The organism is Bacillus sp. JJ1122, assembly GCF_036964885.1.
Taxonomy (GTDB): Bacteria; Bacillota; Bacilli; order Bacillales; family Cytobacillaceae; genus Mesobacillus.
The window spans coordinates 1-17613 of sequence record NZ_JBALQL010000010.1; the positions used below are offsets into that span (position 1 = coordinate 1).

The following is a 17613-nucleotide window of genomic DNA, read 5'->3' on the forward strand; positions in this document are numbered from 1 at the left end:
ATTTTAAACCCTTTTATCTTCACGGCCTATAACCTTTAAGTATTAGTAGATTTTTCAGTGTAAATGCTTATGCAAACTGTATTATTTGAAGATTCAAGATATGATAACAAACGACATATTATGCAAGAGTCGGGATAGACTTAATAACTTAATAACTTAATAATTTAATAACTATATTTGAACCTAAAAAAAGCACATGATAGACAAGCTAACATGTGCTTTCAAATAGAAATATACATTGTTTTTATTTCCCTACAGCTTTCTGATTTTTTGCCCGGACTTAATCATAAGATTAACTATGGAAGCTTCTTCATTTTCAACATGGCTTTCCATTTGTGAAACATCGATTTCAGCTTCGATTTTAATCGTTCTTTTTTCTTTTCCGTGTAGAAATACTTCATACGGTCGATTATGATTCAATAGGGTCATCATCGGTACTTCATCTTCAAGGAGGTATTTATATAAAACTCGATATTGAATTTAAGTACCATCGACTCATCTAGCGTATCAATCAAAGATGGACCGAGATAAGGATGAATTTGCGTGTGAACGTTGATAAAAAATTAGAGCCTGCTGGGGTGCAGGCTCTATTTATTATACTCAATATTTAGATTACGAAATTATTGACAGTGTCTTTTTGCGAAGCACAAGGTGCGTCCCTTCGCTTCTTCACCGGTCTCGGACGTAACCTTTGCGTCTTCCTTACAAGTTAGTTCTATTCTAAAAGAGATGCTTTTACTTTTACTAAATAGAAATCATCATCATACTCATTTCCTGCACTGTAGGATGAGCTATCTCCAAAAATGTAATATCCACCATTTGTGGACTTTGCAACCGACGTTGCACGATCGTACCCAATTCCGCCAAAGCTCACTTGCTTTAAGATCTCTCCATTTTCATCTACCTTTATTACATGGATATCATAGTTTTCTTCATTTTGGATAGATCCAACTACACTATAATGACCATCTGGAGTTTTAATGAATTCATGCAGCATATTGTTTCCGCCATTATCGATTGTTTTTTCCCAAACCAGCTGTCCATCATGAGTGAATTTGGCCAAATATCCACGATGGCTCTCTTCAATCTCCCAACCTTTCCATTCTAATGTATAGTGCTCCCCTGTTACTAAAATCTCGCCGCTCTCGTTTTCGATTAGATCATATAAATAATCTCTAGCCTCTGTTCCCATAGACTTTCTCCATATCTCATTGCCTAGTGAATCTATTTTTATTAAGAAAAATTCCTCTTTTCTCCATGGATCATTTGACATGATGTCTCCCGCAATAATATAGCATCCGTCTTTGGTTTGAATGATGCGGTCGCTTGTAATGGAGGTTTGGCTATCGTATGTCTTATCCCAGAGAACATGACCATTTGTATCGAGCTTGACTACATATGCCATATTTTCTCCACCCATTTCTCCCTCCTTGTTTCCAGCAAAAATCAAGTTGCCGTCCAGTGTAGCAATCAGGCTATTCGCCCCTTCATATTTCTCCTGCTCGCCAATCATTTTCTCCCATGCGATGGAGCCGTCTTTATTAATTTTGGCCAGGAAAATATCCGTTTTTGACTGAGTTTCACCTTCTGCAGGTGTACCCTTATATCCTGTTACATAATACCCATTCTTTGTTTCAACAATATCATTACCCCAATCCAATAAATAATCTCCAAACACATGTCTCCATTCAACCCGTCCATCTAGTCCCGTCTTCACAACAAAGATATCATAGTCGGGATAACCTCCTGTTGAATAAGACATAGAGGATCCTATCGCAAGGGTTCCACCATCCTTAGTAGAAATCATCTTCGATCCTTTTTCCTGGTCGACTCCACCAAAATTCTTTTGCCACTCAACAAAATCCGGCATTTCAACACTTTGGTTTGGAGCTATAACCATTCCTGCACCAAAAAATCGATCTTCACTTACTTTCCCGATATCCTCTGAACGCTTCTTAAGCATCGTTGACAATTCACTTGGAGACATCTTTCCATTTTGGGCAATCAATAATCCAGCCACAGCAGACACTTTCGGAGTAGCCATTGAGGTGCCTGCCATAAATATATATCCACCTTGATTGTCTGAGCTTAGGTTCATATCCAAGTACCAATCACCTTTAGGGTATCTCCCGTAATCACCACCCGGTGCCGTTACATCAATTGTTCCTTCACCATAATTTGAATATGAAGCAATCTGATCTTGTGGACCTGTTGCCGAAACGGTGATGACACCTGGAATTGTACCCGGCGTCTCTACTCCTGCACCGATAAAAACATATCCATCAGGTCCGTATTCTTGATTTAGAAACTCAGTAACTTCCTTCCGGTTTGTAATATCCAGGCCATCATTACCTGCAGCTGCAACGATTGTTACACCTTTGGAAACAGCATATTTAACAGCTCTTTTATACATTTGAAAATCAGCTACTTCATTACCTAAATTATAGATTTTCCCGGATGATGGGTCCTTCCATAATGTTTTACCTAGAACAGAGTAACCTCCAAGACTCATCGAGATCACGTCAACTTGATCGTCCGCAGCACCCACAATCGCTTCTGACACAGTAGCAGTGCTAGCACCGCCTTCTGCACCAAACACCCGGTATGCTTTAAATCCAATCTCCGGGGCAACACCAAGAATGAGCCCTTTACCAGCAATACTCCCTGCTACATGACTCCCATGTCCATTCCTGTCATTAATATCTAGTGGATCACCTGTCTCTGTTTGGTCAGATTGCAGAATCCCTCCATCATACGAAGGGACAAAATTCCGCCCCCCAAGCAAATTAGCTTTAAGATCAGGATGGTCTACATCCACACCAGTATCAATAATGCCTATAACAACATTATGATTTCCCTTTTCAGTCTCAAAGCTTTTCCCATTATTGGTGACACGCTTAATATCCCATTGAAGCGTTTCGTATAAGAAAGGTTCTGTCTCCTCAGGTTCTTCAGGATCAGGTTTAATAATTCCACTATCCTGTTTAGTACCGGAAAGTATGGAACTTCCTGATGAAGAAGATAGCTGCAGAAGTTTTTCTAACTGATCTGGATTCATTTTTTCCTGAACTCGCTTATCCAATATAGCTTGGTTTAGTGAAACTTTTTTCGTCACTGGATACTTCATCATAATCGCAGGACCAATAGATTGAACACCTTTAACTCTTTGAAGTTTTTCTAGCAAATCTGCGCTCCCTTTAACTTGAAGAACGCCAATTTCGTTCATTTGTTTCACTACCTTAGCGCCACTTTTTTCAATATCTGCTCTAACCTTATGTAGATCGTTATTGTTAGATAACACAACCGTCATCACCAATGAACTGGATTTACCACTTGCAAGGCTCAAAGATGCAGGCAACAATGATGAAAGTAATAGAATAACCAATAAAACGTATCTAAGCTTTTTCATAGAACTCCTCCTTTTTTATTTTGCAAATAAAACTATAACATTGGGAAAATATTCGTTCTGTAAAACCCTGTATGAATATTTTGAAAGGTTTTGTTGAAAGGGGACTATCTAACACTTGGTGTAAACTTTTTACGAAGGATTTTTAGGGAAAAGAGTCGATACATACAACCGAGATTACCTTAAAAATTTTTGTTGGGCAGTATTTATCTCAAAAATAGACTATTTTACTTGAAAAAGGATAAACGATGCAGAGAAATTTCACAATAAGCTAAATAACTAGGAATAAAACCCAATTATCTTAAATTGAAATGAAAGATTGTTATAATTGGAAGGGAAATGAATAAGCACATTCAGGACAAAATATACTATTTCCCTAGTACAATAGTCCTTGAGAATAACCACAATCGATACCAGAAGATTACCCTGGTAAACAATAGAGATACCATTCTGTATATCTCCATGGTTCCGCTCCGCTGTAAGGAGCGCACACAGACGTGACAATGATTTGATGACCGACCCTTCGTTAAAAAACGAACAGAATGATACAAAATCCAGTGGCTCCAATTTACCTTTGCGCTGCTTAATCTTGTGGTTCTTAGCTAATTCATCAAGAAAGTTGGAAGAGAAGATGCGACCTAGTTCATCAGACAAGAGTTTGAATTCGTCTTCAAAGGATAGTTCTACCATACAAAAAGCCCACCTTTCTATGGATTTATAGAAAGAATAGGCTATTTACCAGTAAAATGGTATTTATTTACTTAACTTGATGGATATGGGGTACGTCCCGGGTACGTCCCTATGCTACCTCGTCTTAATCTATTGTAACAGTGAATTTATTTTAGCCAACACAGCCTGGTTTTTGGAATCCTCAAACAGATTAACCATTTCACGATACACTTCTTCCTCATTGTCCCAATCCTCGATGAAAACTGCTTTTGAAAACAAACGTGTATATCTTGCTGAGTACTCTTTGGATTGAGCAGAAAAGGCAATACCAAGTTCTTCAAGACGCTCAATGATGGCAAGCCGCTTGTCGGGTTGAAGCGGCCCAAGTTCAATGGTTAGCTTCAATCGTTGATCCCTTAAGCGGTCAAACCAGTATGTAAAAGTACTATCATGCCACCACCATTTATGCCGTGTGACACCATAAATCTGTTCAAGCTCACGAAAAGCAGTCATAAGGAAAGAAGCATTGAGGTTTGCGATTTTATATTCAGAAGGCTCAATTCCCACAGTTTTAGCAAACCTTACAAACGCACCTTGTGGAAAACGTCTGCTGATACTTTGCTGAAAATGTAAAATCTTTTCTACCTCTGCATCCTCCGCTTGTTCCATTTTTTCCACTGCTAGGGCTATTCCTTTAAAAATTTCCGTCAAATTAGGATCATGAAACAAAGTTTCCATACCCTTGGCGATTTCTTGTTTGTTTGCCCAATCAGCAATTTCAGTCGTCTCTGTGTATATTTTTGTATACTTCTTCCCTTCCATTTTCCCAGTCGCTCGGAAGGAAATTCCTTGAGACTCCATAGCATTCAACAGCTTCAACCTTTTTTCAAACGGGACTGGTCCCACTTCTACACTCACTTTCAGCTGCTCATTCCACATCCGCTCGAACCAAATGATCAAACCATGACCGTGCCAGTAACCATGTTCTGGCTCACCAATCGCTTCAGAAAAATCGACCCACTCAGGCAGTATGAAGTTTGGGTACTGAACATGTGCTCTATAGCATTCCGGTGGCAAATCCTCCAGATGAGCAAATGCGAGAAATGCTTCTCGCAGCACATTGCTTCCGATTTTAAAAATATAATCAATTGTTTGCTTTTTCTTTTCGTAAATCCGCCTCAACCCTTCCTGCTGAAGATCCACCATTTGGTCAACAGCATGATACAGCTCACGGTAACGCGGCTGCTTACGATAATCATCATGCTGACTGAGATAAAGTAAGTCAATAGCAGGCTTATTGGACTGGTACACCTCCAAAGCCAATTCAATGGCCTCATCATCCTGCACGAGCTGTTCCTGCAAAATGGCTGTGTAATACATCAAAAAGTCAGAAATATTATCAGAAATAACTTCTCTGTTCAGATCAATATGTAAAAGAATGATATCCAAAATATCATTATAATCCAGAACCCAGTACTCCGGATGTGTCGGGGCATCATTGCGAAGCGTTAAAAAGATTGGAATAACCTTAAAATCTTGATACATGTTCTTGGCATACTTTAGATAATCCTCGAGCTGCCCCAGCGACTCAAATGCATGGAACTTATTTTCAATCACCAACACAAGCTTCTGCGAAGGAACTACCACCACGAGATCAATAAAACGATTAGTCGATGTCCGAACCTCACGAAACACTTCCACGTCAGAAAAAGAACCATACATATATGTTAAAAATTCAATCTCTCCCGTTTTATCCTCATTCTCCGATCTCGTAACGAGCCGAGACAAAAGCTTCTTGACAAAAATATTACCCAACTGATGATTCTCATTCGGATCAAGCAGCCATGCAAGCACATTCGAATGACGAATCTCAAACTGATCCACCCGCAGCACCTTCAATGGATTAAACTGATGAAACTTCTGATGCAGCTGCGCAAACTCCTTTGAATGATCAAGCTGAGCAATGCTTTCAAATGAAAAGGACATAGTCTTCTTCCTTTCTTACTCTTACTAAAATTAAATTTTTTGTTGATATGATTTTTCTACAATGAAAAGCAAAGGGACGTAATTGAATGTACCCTTTGCTTTTTTAAATAGTAGTTTTTTATTACCTGAGAGCTAGAAATCCATAGAAAGATTCTATCAATAAAAAAGCTGTCTATCGGGTTCCCGAACAAGCTTTCCAGTTTTTCAATGTACCCCAGAAGTATGGACATAAACTCCCATTCTCAGAAGGCTTTTCTTAACTAATCTGTATAAACTGTTATTAGTAAATTTCATCATTTATCACTAAATCCCAATTATTTTAAAAGTTTAGGCATAGAAGTAGTATTTACGGAGAATCAAACATTTGCGTACCTTATTTATCTTAATTTAATGCTACTAAAATTAAGTTGGAGATAAAAGGACATTTAACAAATAAAACACTAACATAAAAGCAGCCATTTCTCCCTTTTACTTATGTTAAAATAGAAATAATGTTAAAAATTACAATTGGGGGAAAAAGGTATGGAAAGGCAAGATTTCGCTTTTTCTTTTATTCATAAGGACTATCCCGAATGGGCAGTTCTTGCTAGGGATTTTGAAAGATTACTATTTACCGATATGGAAGCTTCCCTTGTAAAAGCAAGGAAGTTAGCAGAAGCTATACTTAAGGAATCATATAATAAGGAACAAATCGAGTATCATCAATATTCGAGCTTCGCAGAAAGATTAATGTTTTTAAAGAATGATGGGGTCATTGACGAGGATGTATTCAAAAGCTTCGATAGGATTAGAAGGATGGGAAACCTGGCTGCCCATGAACATAAAAAAATCCCATTCTCCGATGGACTGAAGGTCCATACTAATCTGTATAACATCCTCAAATGGTATCTAGAATCTTATTCACGTTTTGATTTCCAGGTTCCAGAATATCAGGATCCCAAACCAGAAAACTTGGATGAGAAGGTTAGAAAATTAATTGGGGAATACATCCCAACATTCTTAAAAGATAACGAACCTGAAAAGGTAAATGGTTCACCCGTCAAAATAGTAGTAAATCCAGAAATTAAAACTGAAAAGGATTTAAAAACTAATGGATCATTCCTTCTATACCAGCTTAGCAAACTAAGAGAATCCTCTCTGGATGCAGTTGAAGGATACAAGGGCTTAAGTGCTTTCAAGAAGTACATGCATATTAAACGACCAATCGAAGAAAAATTAGAAAATATAGTTCTGGAAGGTTCAAATGCAACCAATAGTAGACTCGTACTCCTATGTGGTAGCGTTGGGGACGGTAAGTCACACTTATTAAGTCAAATGAATACTACCATTCCAGAGGACATGAAAAAATTTAAGATTCATAATGACGCTACGGAGAGCTTTGATCCTCGGAAGAATTCTCTTGATACTCTTGCCGAGGTTCTTGATGAATTCTCTGATCAAAAAATTGGTCTGAGAAACCATAAACTAATTCTAGCTATAAACCTTGGGGTCTTAAATAACTTCCTTGAGTCTTCATACTCGGAAAATTATCAACAACTTAAACAATATGTCTTAAATGCCAATGTTTTTGCCTCTAATACTATCACCAAGCCTGAAAATCACAATATTTTTAGGATGGTTAATTTTACAGATTATAAGATGTTTGAACTTTCACAATCAGGTCCTGGTTCTAGCTATATTTCCAGCTTGTTTGAGCGCATAACCAAAAATGATATAGAAAATCCATTCTTTGTTGCTTACGAAAAAGATAAGATGCTAGCTGACGTAAATCCATTATTGATCAACTACCAAATGTTTTCATCCCCTTCAGTACAAAAGCAGATTATACAACTAATTATTAAAACGATTTCGAAGGATAAAGTTCTCATCTCTACAAGAGCACTCTTGAACTTCATCTTTGACATATTGGTTCCATCCAGCATGGATGAAATAAGGACTTCTGATTTTGTGGACATGTTACCAAGTCTATTGCCGAACCTCTTATTTGAAGGAATCGAAAAGTCTCAGTTTTTGAGATTGATGGCAAATCAAGACCCAATACACAAAAGAATTAAGGAAGTTGACGAGAAACTAATCAGTTTGAATAATTCTGGGAACTATTATACCTTTTTCCGTGATGTTATTTACGACCAAACAGCCCAGGAATGGTTGGAGCATTTAAAAAATATTGAGCAACCCGTTCTTTTGGATAAAGATACTAGGCGGGAATTAAGCGAGCTTTTCATTCGCGCCTCATATTTATATGAATCTCATCTGCTAACAAGCTTCAAAGACAAGGTATACAACGATTATATGAAATACTTGTTCGCTTATAATACTGATAAGAAGCAGTTGCTCCAAAACCTGTATTATGAAATCGAAAAAGCTATTTACCTATGGAAAGGGAGTCCAAAAAGTGATTTCTTGTTCATTGATGAGGAAAGTAGCATCCTACGAATCGCTGAGGCTCTACAGTTACGTAAAGCACCTGTGACTATAACTAATGAACAAACGGAGGTAATTGAAAGGTTTACCCCTACCCTTTTCCTTGGGTTCAAGTGTGGTGTAGTCCCGACAGTCCATAGAGTGGAAATCGACTTACCACTCTATCAAATGGTAATAAAAGTATTGAACGGGTATCGCTTAAATAAAAAGGATAGAGAAGATTCCATTCAGTTTATCGATTTCATCGAGAAACTACTTCCATATGGTAGGCAGCATGAAGAGATTCTCATTAGGGATGTCGAACACAATAATACATTCCTTTTAAAGTATGATCCAGATTTCGAAGTGTATACGTTCAGTAAGGAGCTGTGATTATTTTGTATGCAATTGAAGAACTAAGACATTCTCTAAATATTAAAGAAAAAAACGGAAAGAAAGCACTTAAGCACACAATAAATAAAAAGACTGCTTTCTTCCCATTTCAAACAAGGAACCCTGAAAGAGCGAAATTCAAGGAAGGTTTTGCTTCTATCACAGGTGAGTTTTTCAGGAATCTAAATGGAGAAATTCTAACAAAAGATTTAGACAAGGAAAAAATCATTGATGATATTTGCAAGCAAGTCCAATTTAATTATGATTCAGACCGTGAGGATTTTAAACGTTTATTAGAATCCTTTTTATATAAAAACCATGCAATTAAACTTTTTCATCCCATGATGTATAAATATATACCCCTTTCAGAATCAAAAGAAAGTCTTGGTGAAAAAGAAATTGCTAAATATTTATATGATGCTTTTATGACTAAGGAGATTAATTCTCTATCAAGCATAGAAGATTTAACTGAAAAAGAGCACGTCCTTATTAATCTGATTCAACGCAATATGCCCAGGCTTGAGACTAAGGAGCACCCAACGAAGTACTCCCCTGCCTTGCCATTTATCAGTGATCTGTTTAAAGAGGATGTAGAAACTTTACTCACAAACCGTGACTTCTTCATGAAAAATATAAATATATTCTTAGCGTATTATTATTTTTATTCGACCACGCAGCTATCAATAAAAATTAACCAATTCGGAGTTATGGACTCAAGCTCGCCTAAACCTGTATATTACAATCTTGACTGGGAGACTTCCAACCGAAACCGGCCAGCTGTAACAACAGGATATAAATTCATTTTTGATACTTCACGTAAGATATTGGCTCATGTGAATGTGCAAGAGCACTTGAATTTTCTCATGGAATCCGAAAATATGAATTATAACGATTTACATGATAAATTCTCCAGCATGATAGAATACGAGAAATTAAGAATACTCAGAGGTATACATGCTTGGACCCTTGAATATTCAGAAATAGTATTAGGAACTTCTGATGGGATTGAATATAAGGATTCGTGGGAAGAAGCTACCCGCCAATTATACAGGCAAATATCCAGCGGTTTATCTAAGGAAACGAAATATCGCTTTGCTTTGGCAATCCATGAAATTGGCAAGCAATATTTCCTTAAAACACGTGGATCCCTTGGAAATACTTTAAACGTTACACAGGATTTCCTTATCCTGTTGACCGCTCTCTCGGTAAAGCATAAAAGGATATCCGTAAAGCAATTGTTCATCGAATTTGAAAGACGAGGAGTGTTTTTCGACCGTTACTCTCGGGAAAAAATCATTGAGTTGTTCAATAAGTTGAATCTGATAGAGAAAAAAAGTGATAGTGGTGATGCACAGTATGTTAAACCAATTTTATAAATACATGGCAATTAAGCTTATCAAATTTTTAAAGGAGCAAGGACTTAAAGGCGGTGAAAGATATTTCCTTCAATTTGACCAAGAGGAAAATGTCCGGGGATTCTACTCCACACTTCAGAGACTCCCTGAATCAACAATCTTCACCTACCAACATGAACAAGGTTCAGAATATGAAACCTTCTGTATCAATGTCGAAGATGTAAATGTGGTTATCGCGTCAACCATTAATGGTGTAACTCCTGATTTTCTTGTTACAATTCGAAATCTGGTAAGTGAACAAGAAGGAACCTGGAATAAGACTGCGCTTATAATCATTTCTCATCTGTCCCTTGACAGTATCCAAGGTGGAAGTAAAGATTTACAACAACAAGGCATGCCATTTAATATCAAGACCATTACAAGCTATATCAAAGAGGAGCTTAGCTATATTGGAGCTCTCTCTACGTCTGAAAAGGAAGTAATTAAATTTCACCTTGATAAGAAACTTGAAGATTTAGTGGTACAGACTTCGATTTGGGACTATGCTGACATTATTTCTTTAATAAATAAAGGTAGCATTGATGAGAGTGACTTCCACTCTCTATCCCTTTTTCCTGACCGTGAATTAGGAAAAGATTCTTATCTTAAGCCATCTGAAATTAATGCAAGGCTTGTCGAAAATAACCGGTTATTTGAATTAATTGAAAGAATACACGATTACGAAACTCTTGACACAGAACTTGAAAAACATTTTGAGGATAAATTGATACCTAGGCTCAAAAGGGAGAATTGGTTTGAAATTGACTTCCCTCAAGTGCGTGATGGGTATGGTTTGAAAAACAAAGCCCTTGATTACCTTAGTTCAGAGACTAAAAAGCTGAATAAGAACTTGACTTTTTGGGAAAAACCTCACTCTGATACAAAGGTAGGTAAACGCAAAAGACATATAATCATTTTTAATCCTCTTGAGCTTTCAAGTGTATCAATGACCTTTGAGTTCGATGACACACTGAGGAAACAATTCATTCATAAGAAAAGTGAACAATACGCAATAGTAGGAGGACGAAAGCTAAAAGTAGAATTTCCTTCTTCACCAGGAGAAGCACATTTTTATCAAATTAAATATAAACATAATGACGAAAGCCAATCAAACTACGAGTTTAATTTTTGTGTGGTCCCCTTCTCTGCTGAATTACTTGCTGGAATAGAATCTTTATTTGAAATAAAGAAGGCAGCCATTGAACCATGTATTTCTCTTAAATACCAAGGTGAAAAGACTTTAATTGGAAATGGATCTTATATAAATGAATTTACAATCCGGGAGGCATTCGAAACAATCAAAATAGACGATAATGATAATCAAACACTATCTATTGAGATTGAACCAGGTGCCTGGGAGGATGACTCATTACCATTTACTCTGCAAATTAATAATGCTAATATGCCTTTCGAGTTCAAAGATACAGATACCAAATCTATTCCGATTTCAGGGAACAGGGTTTGGAAATTAAAAAGGGAGCGTCAGGAACATTTCCATCTTGAAAACGAGCGATTAATACAAGGTACAGCCACCTATTATCCTTTTGACGATTTTAAGGAGCAGCTGCATATCGAGAAACAGTGGATTGATAACAATACGTTCTTTTCTGAAGATGATGTGGAACACTCTGAACTTTCATTACCAAGTAACATTTCAAATGCCTATTTATCGTATTTGAATTATTTTAATGAGAATGATTTACTACCTAGCTTGACATACTTCAATGATGAACTTAAGCAATTGGCAATCTTATACATCTCATCAGTCACTCAGGAAATTTTAAATATTGAAGAGCACTCCCTTCTGTCCAAGGAGCAAAAGAACCTTTTCAAGCTTGGCATGAAAGTTGGACAAGGAAAGATATGGCTTACCGCTCTTCATCCTTTAAATGTGGCTTATCAATTAAAGCTAAATGAGGAACTGCAGGATGAAGAATTGCATAATACCATACTTGAACGTCTGCACGTGCAGAACCTTCTACCATTCATATATTCAGATAAGGACGAATTGTACCGTCCTTCAATGGAAATGAAGTTTTCTGAATGGCATGAGTATGAGCCTGAAGATTTAATTAGTGTTGGAACAGCAAATGAATTCCTCAGTACAGTCGTGGAAGAAAAAATCAAGCAGTTCATTCACCATTTTGAATACTTGTTTTTAGAAAGTGCGCATTCACCACTTCTATTAAATATAGTCCAAATACACAATGATAAGGAAGTTCTTCGAGGAATATATACATTCTTGAAGAAACAGCTTGAGGAAAATGGTCCAGATGGTATGCTACCGATTGAAGTTGCATTATACCGGGATAGTGTACAGACGCCTAGTGCCTTTGAATGGTTCTCTACATTACAAACTCCTTCTGAGATTGAAGCAGAATTCAATATCAGCCTTAAATCAAAGGATTTCGATCAACATGATGTATTACGGTTAATAAGAGAGCACATCCATTACTTTAAGATTGACCTAGCTTCTTCAAGTGAGTTTCAGTATGCTCATATTGCATTCTTTAAGCTACCTACTCAGGATATCGATGCGTCGCATCAGGTAGATAAAATGGAAACGGGGATTGCACTAAATGGCCTACTTTCTTCATTGGTTTCTATTGCAAGTGATTCGGATTACCGTTCGGGCTTCGGCTTACATAACAAGCCGGAACAATCCAACCCGTTAATTGAGCTGGCTACTGTGTATAATGAACTCTCCTTCAATATGAAAAATGAGGGGAAAAATTCTTATAGTAAAAATAAATCAATCGTTATGAGCACTTCAACAGAAGGTAAAGCTATACTGGAAAGACTCTATAAATCTTCTGCTTGGGTGACATTTATAGATCCTGGAGTAGATTTGGATTTCTTCCAGAAATCTAGTCCAGAATTGTTAGTTATCCATTATAATGACCAGCATACATCTTCCGACAGATATGATGCCATAACTGTTACAGACAAGGCAAATCAATATAAACAAGTCATAAAGGACTATGTGAAGGAAAAAGTCGATATCTCGGAAGGTAATATTGACGTAGCAATCAAATCTTTCAATTCCATTAACGGAGAATGGTTATTAAGAATCATCGGCAGCAAAGGACATTTTACCAGAGAAAAAATTAGTATTGTATCGGCAATGAAATATTTGGAGAGTTATTTATCTCATCAAAGTATTACTTGGATACCTGTTTCCTTAGAGGAAATTTTGAGAGTTGCCTCCGCTGTTAAGCTTACAAAAGCTGATGGAATCTTCTCTGCTAAAAACCTAAATTCTAGTGGGAAACATAGTGACGATATATTGATGATGGGTCTGGAGAAAATAAAGAATGACCTTTACCTTCACATATATCCTGTAGAAGTTAAAATCGGAAGACTACAGACATCCAAGGCCAGTATCCAGATAGATAAAACTGCAGAGCTGTTCAGGGAATTTTTAATTGAACAACATAAGGAGTCTAGCTTTAAAAAGAAATTCTTCCGAAATTTCTTTGCCCAAATTTTACTCGCTAATGCTAAAAAACTGCATTCCAATGGTTTATGGTCTGATGAAAAGTATGAATCCATTCATGATTTAAAACCTAAGCTTATGAATGACGATTTTTATATCGGTACTCATCTCGAACCATTTATCGGAAAGGCAGCTGTCTTAACTTTTAGGAAGGATTATGGTTTTAGGTCTGCAGAGCGAATTGGCGACATTCTGAAGCTTACATTCATTGAGGAAGATGCCTATGCAGGCCTTGCAAAAGAGATGGCACATATCACCGATATCATACAAAAAGGATATATGGATTTTAATCCTGAAAAAATGTTATTCAAACAATATAATCAGGACGAGATCGAATTTTTGCTTGAAAAAAAAATTTTAAATAATAGACAAGATAATTATTCAAATGAGGTAGAAAAAGTTGTGGAGTCATCTTCGAATCTGCATGATGAGATAACTATGGTTAATGAAGAGGAACAAGCACCTATTGACGAAAAGAATGGTGAAAAAGTTCATCATTCACAGCTTTCAGCAGGTCCCCTTTCTACAAATAGCGAGGAAACTGTTACGGATGAACATAATACAACTGAATTAGAAAGTAAAGATTTTAATAGTGCTTCTGATAGTCAGGATGAAACAATTCTGGAAGAAAAATTTTTAGAACCTAACTTGGTACATCACCAAAAGCTTAAGGACATAAGAATCCCTATTGGAAAAGTATCTGGATCAAACCATTTGGTTCATTGGGAATTCGGTAATTCTGCTCTTGCCAATCGCCACTTATTCATCACTGGTCGTTCAGGACAAGGTAAGACATATTTCATCCAATGCGTTTTATGGGAATTGTCTAAGTGCGGAATTTCAAATATTATTATTGATTATACCGATGGATTTAAAAAATCCCAGCTTGAAACAGATTTTAAAGAAAAATTAGGCGATAGGTTGGAACAATTCATTGTCCTTGCTAAGAAGTTTCCAGTGAACCCCTTCAAACGGAATCTTAAAATGCTAGATGAAGATATAATATTGAAAGAGGATGACTCAGACGTTGCAGAACGGATGAAGAACGTCATCAGTTCAATCTATACTACCCTTGGAATTCAACAGCTCAACTCAATTTATCAGGCTGTAATGAAGGGAATGTCCATCTATGATGAAAAAATGAACCTCAATTTATTGAGAGAATTGCTTGAAGAGGATGGATCTGGCCCTGCAAAGACTGCTGTTTCACAAATGAACCTACTGATTGATAAGAATCCTTTTGATTATGAGAAGAATTTCGATTGGTCTTTCCTTGAAAAGGAAAAAGGAAAGGTATTCATCATTCAACTTACAGGGTATTCTCCTGATGTGCAAAAGATGATAACCGAATTTATCCTTTGGGATCTCTGGTATTACAAGCTTCAACACGGGAGGAAAGACCTCCCCTTCCCCGTCATCCTGGATGAATCACAAAGGCTTGATTTTAGCGCCGATTCGCCTAGCGCTAAAATCCTTGTCGAAGGAAGGAAATTCGGCTGGTCTGGCTGGTTTGCGACCCAATTCATGAAAGGTGGATTCTCAGTTGATCAAATCAGTCGATTACAAAACTCTGCAGTGAAAATTTTCTTTGCCCCAATGGAGTCGGAAATACAATCAATTGCGGCAAGCATTACACAAGATACCACAGAGAGGAAGGAATGGGAAACAAAGCTATCAAATCTAAAAAAAGGGCAATGTATTATCTATGGTCCGATATTAGATAAAGAAGGAACCTTGCTTCCTAGTAAGCCTCATCTTGTTGAAATCACTCCTTTGGAACACCGTTAAAACGAAGCCCCTCTAATTGTGAGGGGCTTCGTTTTTTTATTTCCCAGGCCAAATAAGAAATTCATTTTTGTTTAGAATGTAAAATTTGTTTAGCTAAGGATAATTACGTGAAAACATACAGTAAATAACTTAAATAAGGAGAATCTTTATGGGAGAACAAACCAGGAAAATGAATAGAAGCGAAATAATGGGTAGCATTAAAGCGGTGTCTAAATTGGAAACAATGGTTAGTAATGAATTATGGAATAGAGGCTATAGATTTAGGAGGAATGTTCGTAGCCTTAAGGGCACTCCCGATATAGCCATAAAGAAATATAAAATTGTAATATTTATAGATTCATGTTTCTGGCATTTCTGTCCAATCCATGGAAAAATACCCAAAAGTAATGTAGAGTTTTGGAAGGCAAAACTGGAGAGAAACCAAGAAAGAGACAAAGAGACAAATAACTATTATAAAATGAAAGACTGGAACATTTTACGTATATGGGAACATGAAATAAGAGGTGATTTTGATGATACTATAAAAAGAATAAGCTGCTTTATTGATAATGCAAAATAAAATTTTCTTTACTAATTAACAAAAAAAGCGAGAGTACAGCCCTCGCTCGGAATTCCACAAATTTAGTTTAGAAATAAAATTCTTATTTAAACTTGGACTTTACTCGCCTCAATAATACTTTCTGCTTCAATTATAGCTTTTTGAACTATTTCTTCTTCTCTTTCTTTAGCGGCTCTAATAATTTGTTGAGCTTCTAATTCGGCTGCTTTTTTTATGACTTCTGCCTTTTCCTTTGCCTCTTTTACTATGCATTCTGATTCCACTTTAGCTGATTTAATAATATTTTCATCAGGGTTAGGCTCTTCTATCTCTTGCTCGAATATTTCGTTTAGTGTTTGTCCCATTTTAGTCACTAATCCTACCACTAAAGCATTCCCCATACAGAAGTAACGAAACTTTTCAGGCATACCAGTGTTAGTCCAATCATCTTCGAATCCATTAAGTCTTTCACATTCTATTGGTGTTAAAACTCGTAGCCTACCATTTTTTTGTGGATCCGCAACAACATGAGTACTTCTATTTTTACTTGATTCACTGGTTAACATTGTTCGTGAAGGCCTATCTAACGGATCGGGAAAAGCGATTGCTCCCTCCCGAAACATATATTCAAAACCCTCTTTTGTCTTCCTAGGTTCACCTTTTGACCCTTTCATGTACTCCCATTTGGCTAAGTCTTCCCCTAAAAAGTACTTCTCATCTACATTTGATTGTAATACCTGACCAAGTTTTTTGGCCTCTTGTATCTTGGCTACATACTTTGCAGTGTATACTTGTTGCCCTTGCATTACACCAGCTTCAAAAAATGCCCCTTTATGGGTGTCGGAAATCGTTTTAACATCTTGGTTAAATTCAATTAGAGGTTGGTCAATTACTTCCTTGATTGGAAATTCCTTTGAGAAGAAACCATTTTCCAGTATATAATTTTTCATATTTGAAAAATTATCATTTTCTGTTTGTCTTTTGAAATATTCGGTGGAATTATGGTAAGCAAATATAAAAACCCTACGGCGTCTTTGAGAAAAACCGTAATCTGCAGCGTTAATCACACGCCATTCAACCGTGTATCCAAGATCGCGAAAACAGGCGAGCATTACAGCAAAATCTCTTCCTCGTTGTTTAGTTGGTGACTTTAATAGTCGGTCCACATTTTCTAACAGAACAAATGGAGGTCTATGGCTATTTAATATACGATGGATTTCCCACCAAAGCACGCCTTTTTTTCCTTCAATTCCCTTTGCCCCTGTAGACGCTACTGAATAGTCCTGACATGGAAAGCCACCTACAAGTAGATTGTGTTTCGGAATAGGAAACCTATCTGGATTATCATTTACCTCTGCTATATCCCTATTCATTAATTCAGTTTCGGGAAAATGTGCTTCATAACATTTGGCTGCGTGTTGCAACTTCTTTCCTGGTTCCCATTGATTTGCCCACAATACATCCCAACCACTGGCATTCTTCAAGCCTAGGTGAAAACCGCCTACACCTGCAAATAATTCTATTACTGTCTTATTCATAT

At 36.9% G+C, this 17613-nt stretch carries 9 protein-coding genes and 1 pseudogene; 5 read left to right on the forward strand and 5 right to left on the reverse strand.

Annotated elements, in window-relative coordinates; genetic code table 11:
* Positions 1-252 precede the first annotated feature (252 nt).
* Positions 253-432, reverse strand: coding sequence for a hypothetical protein (locus tag V7201_RS06875; RefSeq protein ID WP_335376054.1), 180 nt, complete (start codon positions 430-432; stop codon positions 253-255).
* Positions 433-496: 64 nt separating this feature from the next.
* Here V7201_RS06875 and V7201_RS23190 point away from each other — a divergent pair.
* Positions 497-556 (forward strand): annotated as a pseudogene (locus V7201_RS23190) (excalibur calcium-binding domain-containing protein); the annotation flags it as partial.
* 159 nt (positions 557-715) lie between these two features.
* Here V7201_RS23190 and V7201_RS06880 read toward each other — a convergent pair.
* The 3 genes from V7201_RS06880 to V7201_RS06890 all read right to left on the reverse strand — a co-directional run bounded on the left by V7201_RS06880 (position 716) and on the right by V7201_RS06890 (position 6061).
* A complete protein-coding gene (locus V7201_RS06880) occupies positions 716-3409 on the reverse strand; it encodes a S8 family peptidase (RefSeq protein ID WP_335376055.1) in 2694 nt (897 codons plus the stop codon).
* Between the two features lie 276 nt (positions 3410-3685).
* Positions 3686-4096 (reverse strand): hypothetical protein, encoded by a 411-nt coding sequence (locus V7201_RS06885; RefSeq protein ID WP_335376056.1) that lies wholly within the window; start codon positions 4094-4096, stop codon positions 3686-3688.
* Positions 4097-4225: 129 nt separating this feature from the next.
* On the reverse strand, positions 4226-6061 hold the full coding sequence (locus tag V7201_RS06890; RefSeq protein ID WP_335376057.1) for a PD-(D/E)XK nuclease family protein: 1836 nt from the start codon (positions 6059-6061) through the stop codon (positions 4226-4228).
* Positions 6062-6583: 522 nt separating this feature from the next.
* Between V7201_RS06890 and dptF the strand changes: the two genes are divergently transcribed.
* The 4 genes from dptF to V7201_RS06910 all read left to right on the forward strand — a co-directional run bounded on the left by dptF (position 6584) and on the right by V7201_RS06910 (position 16094).
* Positions 6584-8857, forward strand: a complete 2274-nt coding sequence (dptF, locus tag V7201_RS06895) for a DNA phosphorothioation-dependent restriction protein DptF (protein ID WP_335376058.1) — start codon at positions 6584-6586, stop codon at positions 8855-8857.
* 5 nt (positions 8858-8862) lie between these two features.
* Complete coding sequence (gene dptG, locus V7201_RS06900) at positions 8863-10233, forward strand: DNA phosphorothioation-dependent restriction protein DptG (protein ID WP_335376059.1); 1371 nt, start codon at positions 8863-8865, stop codon at positions 10231-10233.
* Positions 10214-15535: a DNA phosphorothioation-dependent restriction protein DptH gene (gene dptH, locus V7201_RS06905; protein WP_335376060.1), complete on the forward strand. Its 5322-nt coding sequence runs from the start codon at positions 10214-10216 to the stop codon at positions 15533-15535. Before dptG ends, dptH begins: the two co-directional genes overlap by 20 nt.
* 148 nt (positions 15536-15683) lie before the next feature.
* Positions 15684-16094, forward strand: coding sequence for a very short patch repair endonuclease (locus tag V7201_RS06910; RefSeq protein ID WP_335376061.1), 411 nt, complete (start codon positions 15684-15686; stop codon positions 16092-16094).
* An 86-nt stretch (positions 16095-16180) separates the two neighbouring features.
* Here V7201_RS06910 and dcm read toward each other — a convergent pair whose 3' ends face one another.
* The gene (gene dcm, locus V7201_RS06915; RefSeq protein ID WP_335376062.1) at positions 16181-17611 is read right to left on the reverse strand and encodes a DNA (cytosine-5-)-methyltransferase; all 1431 of its coding nucleotides are present in this window, start codon (positions 17609-17611) and stop codon (positions 16181-16183) included.
* Positions 17612-17613: the final 2 nt, after the last annotated feature.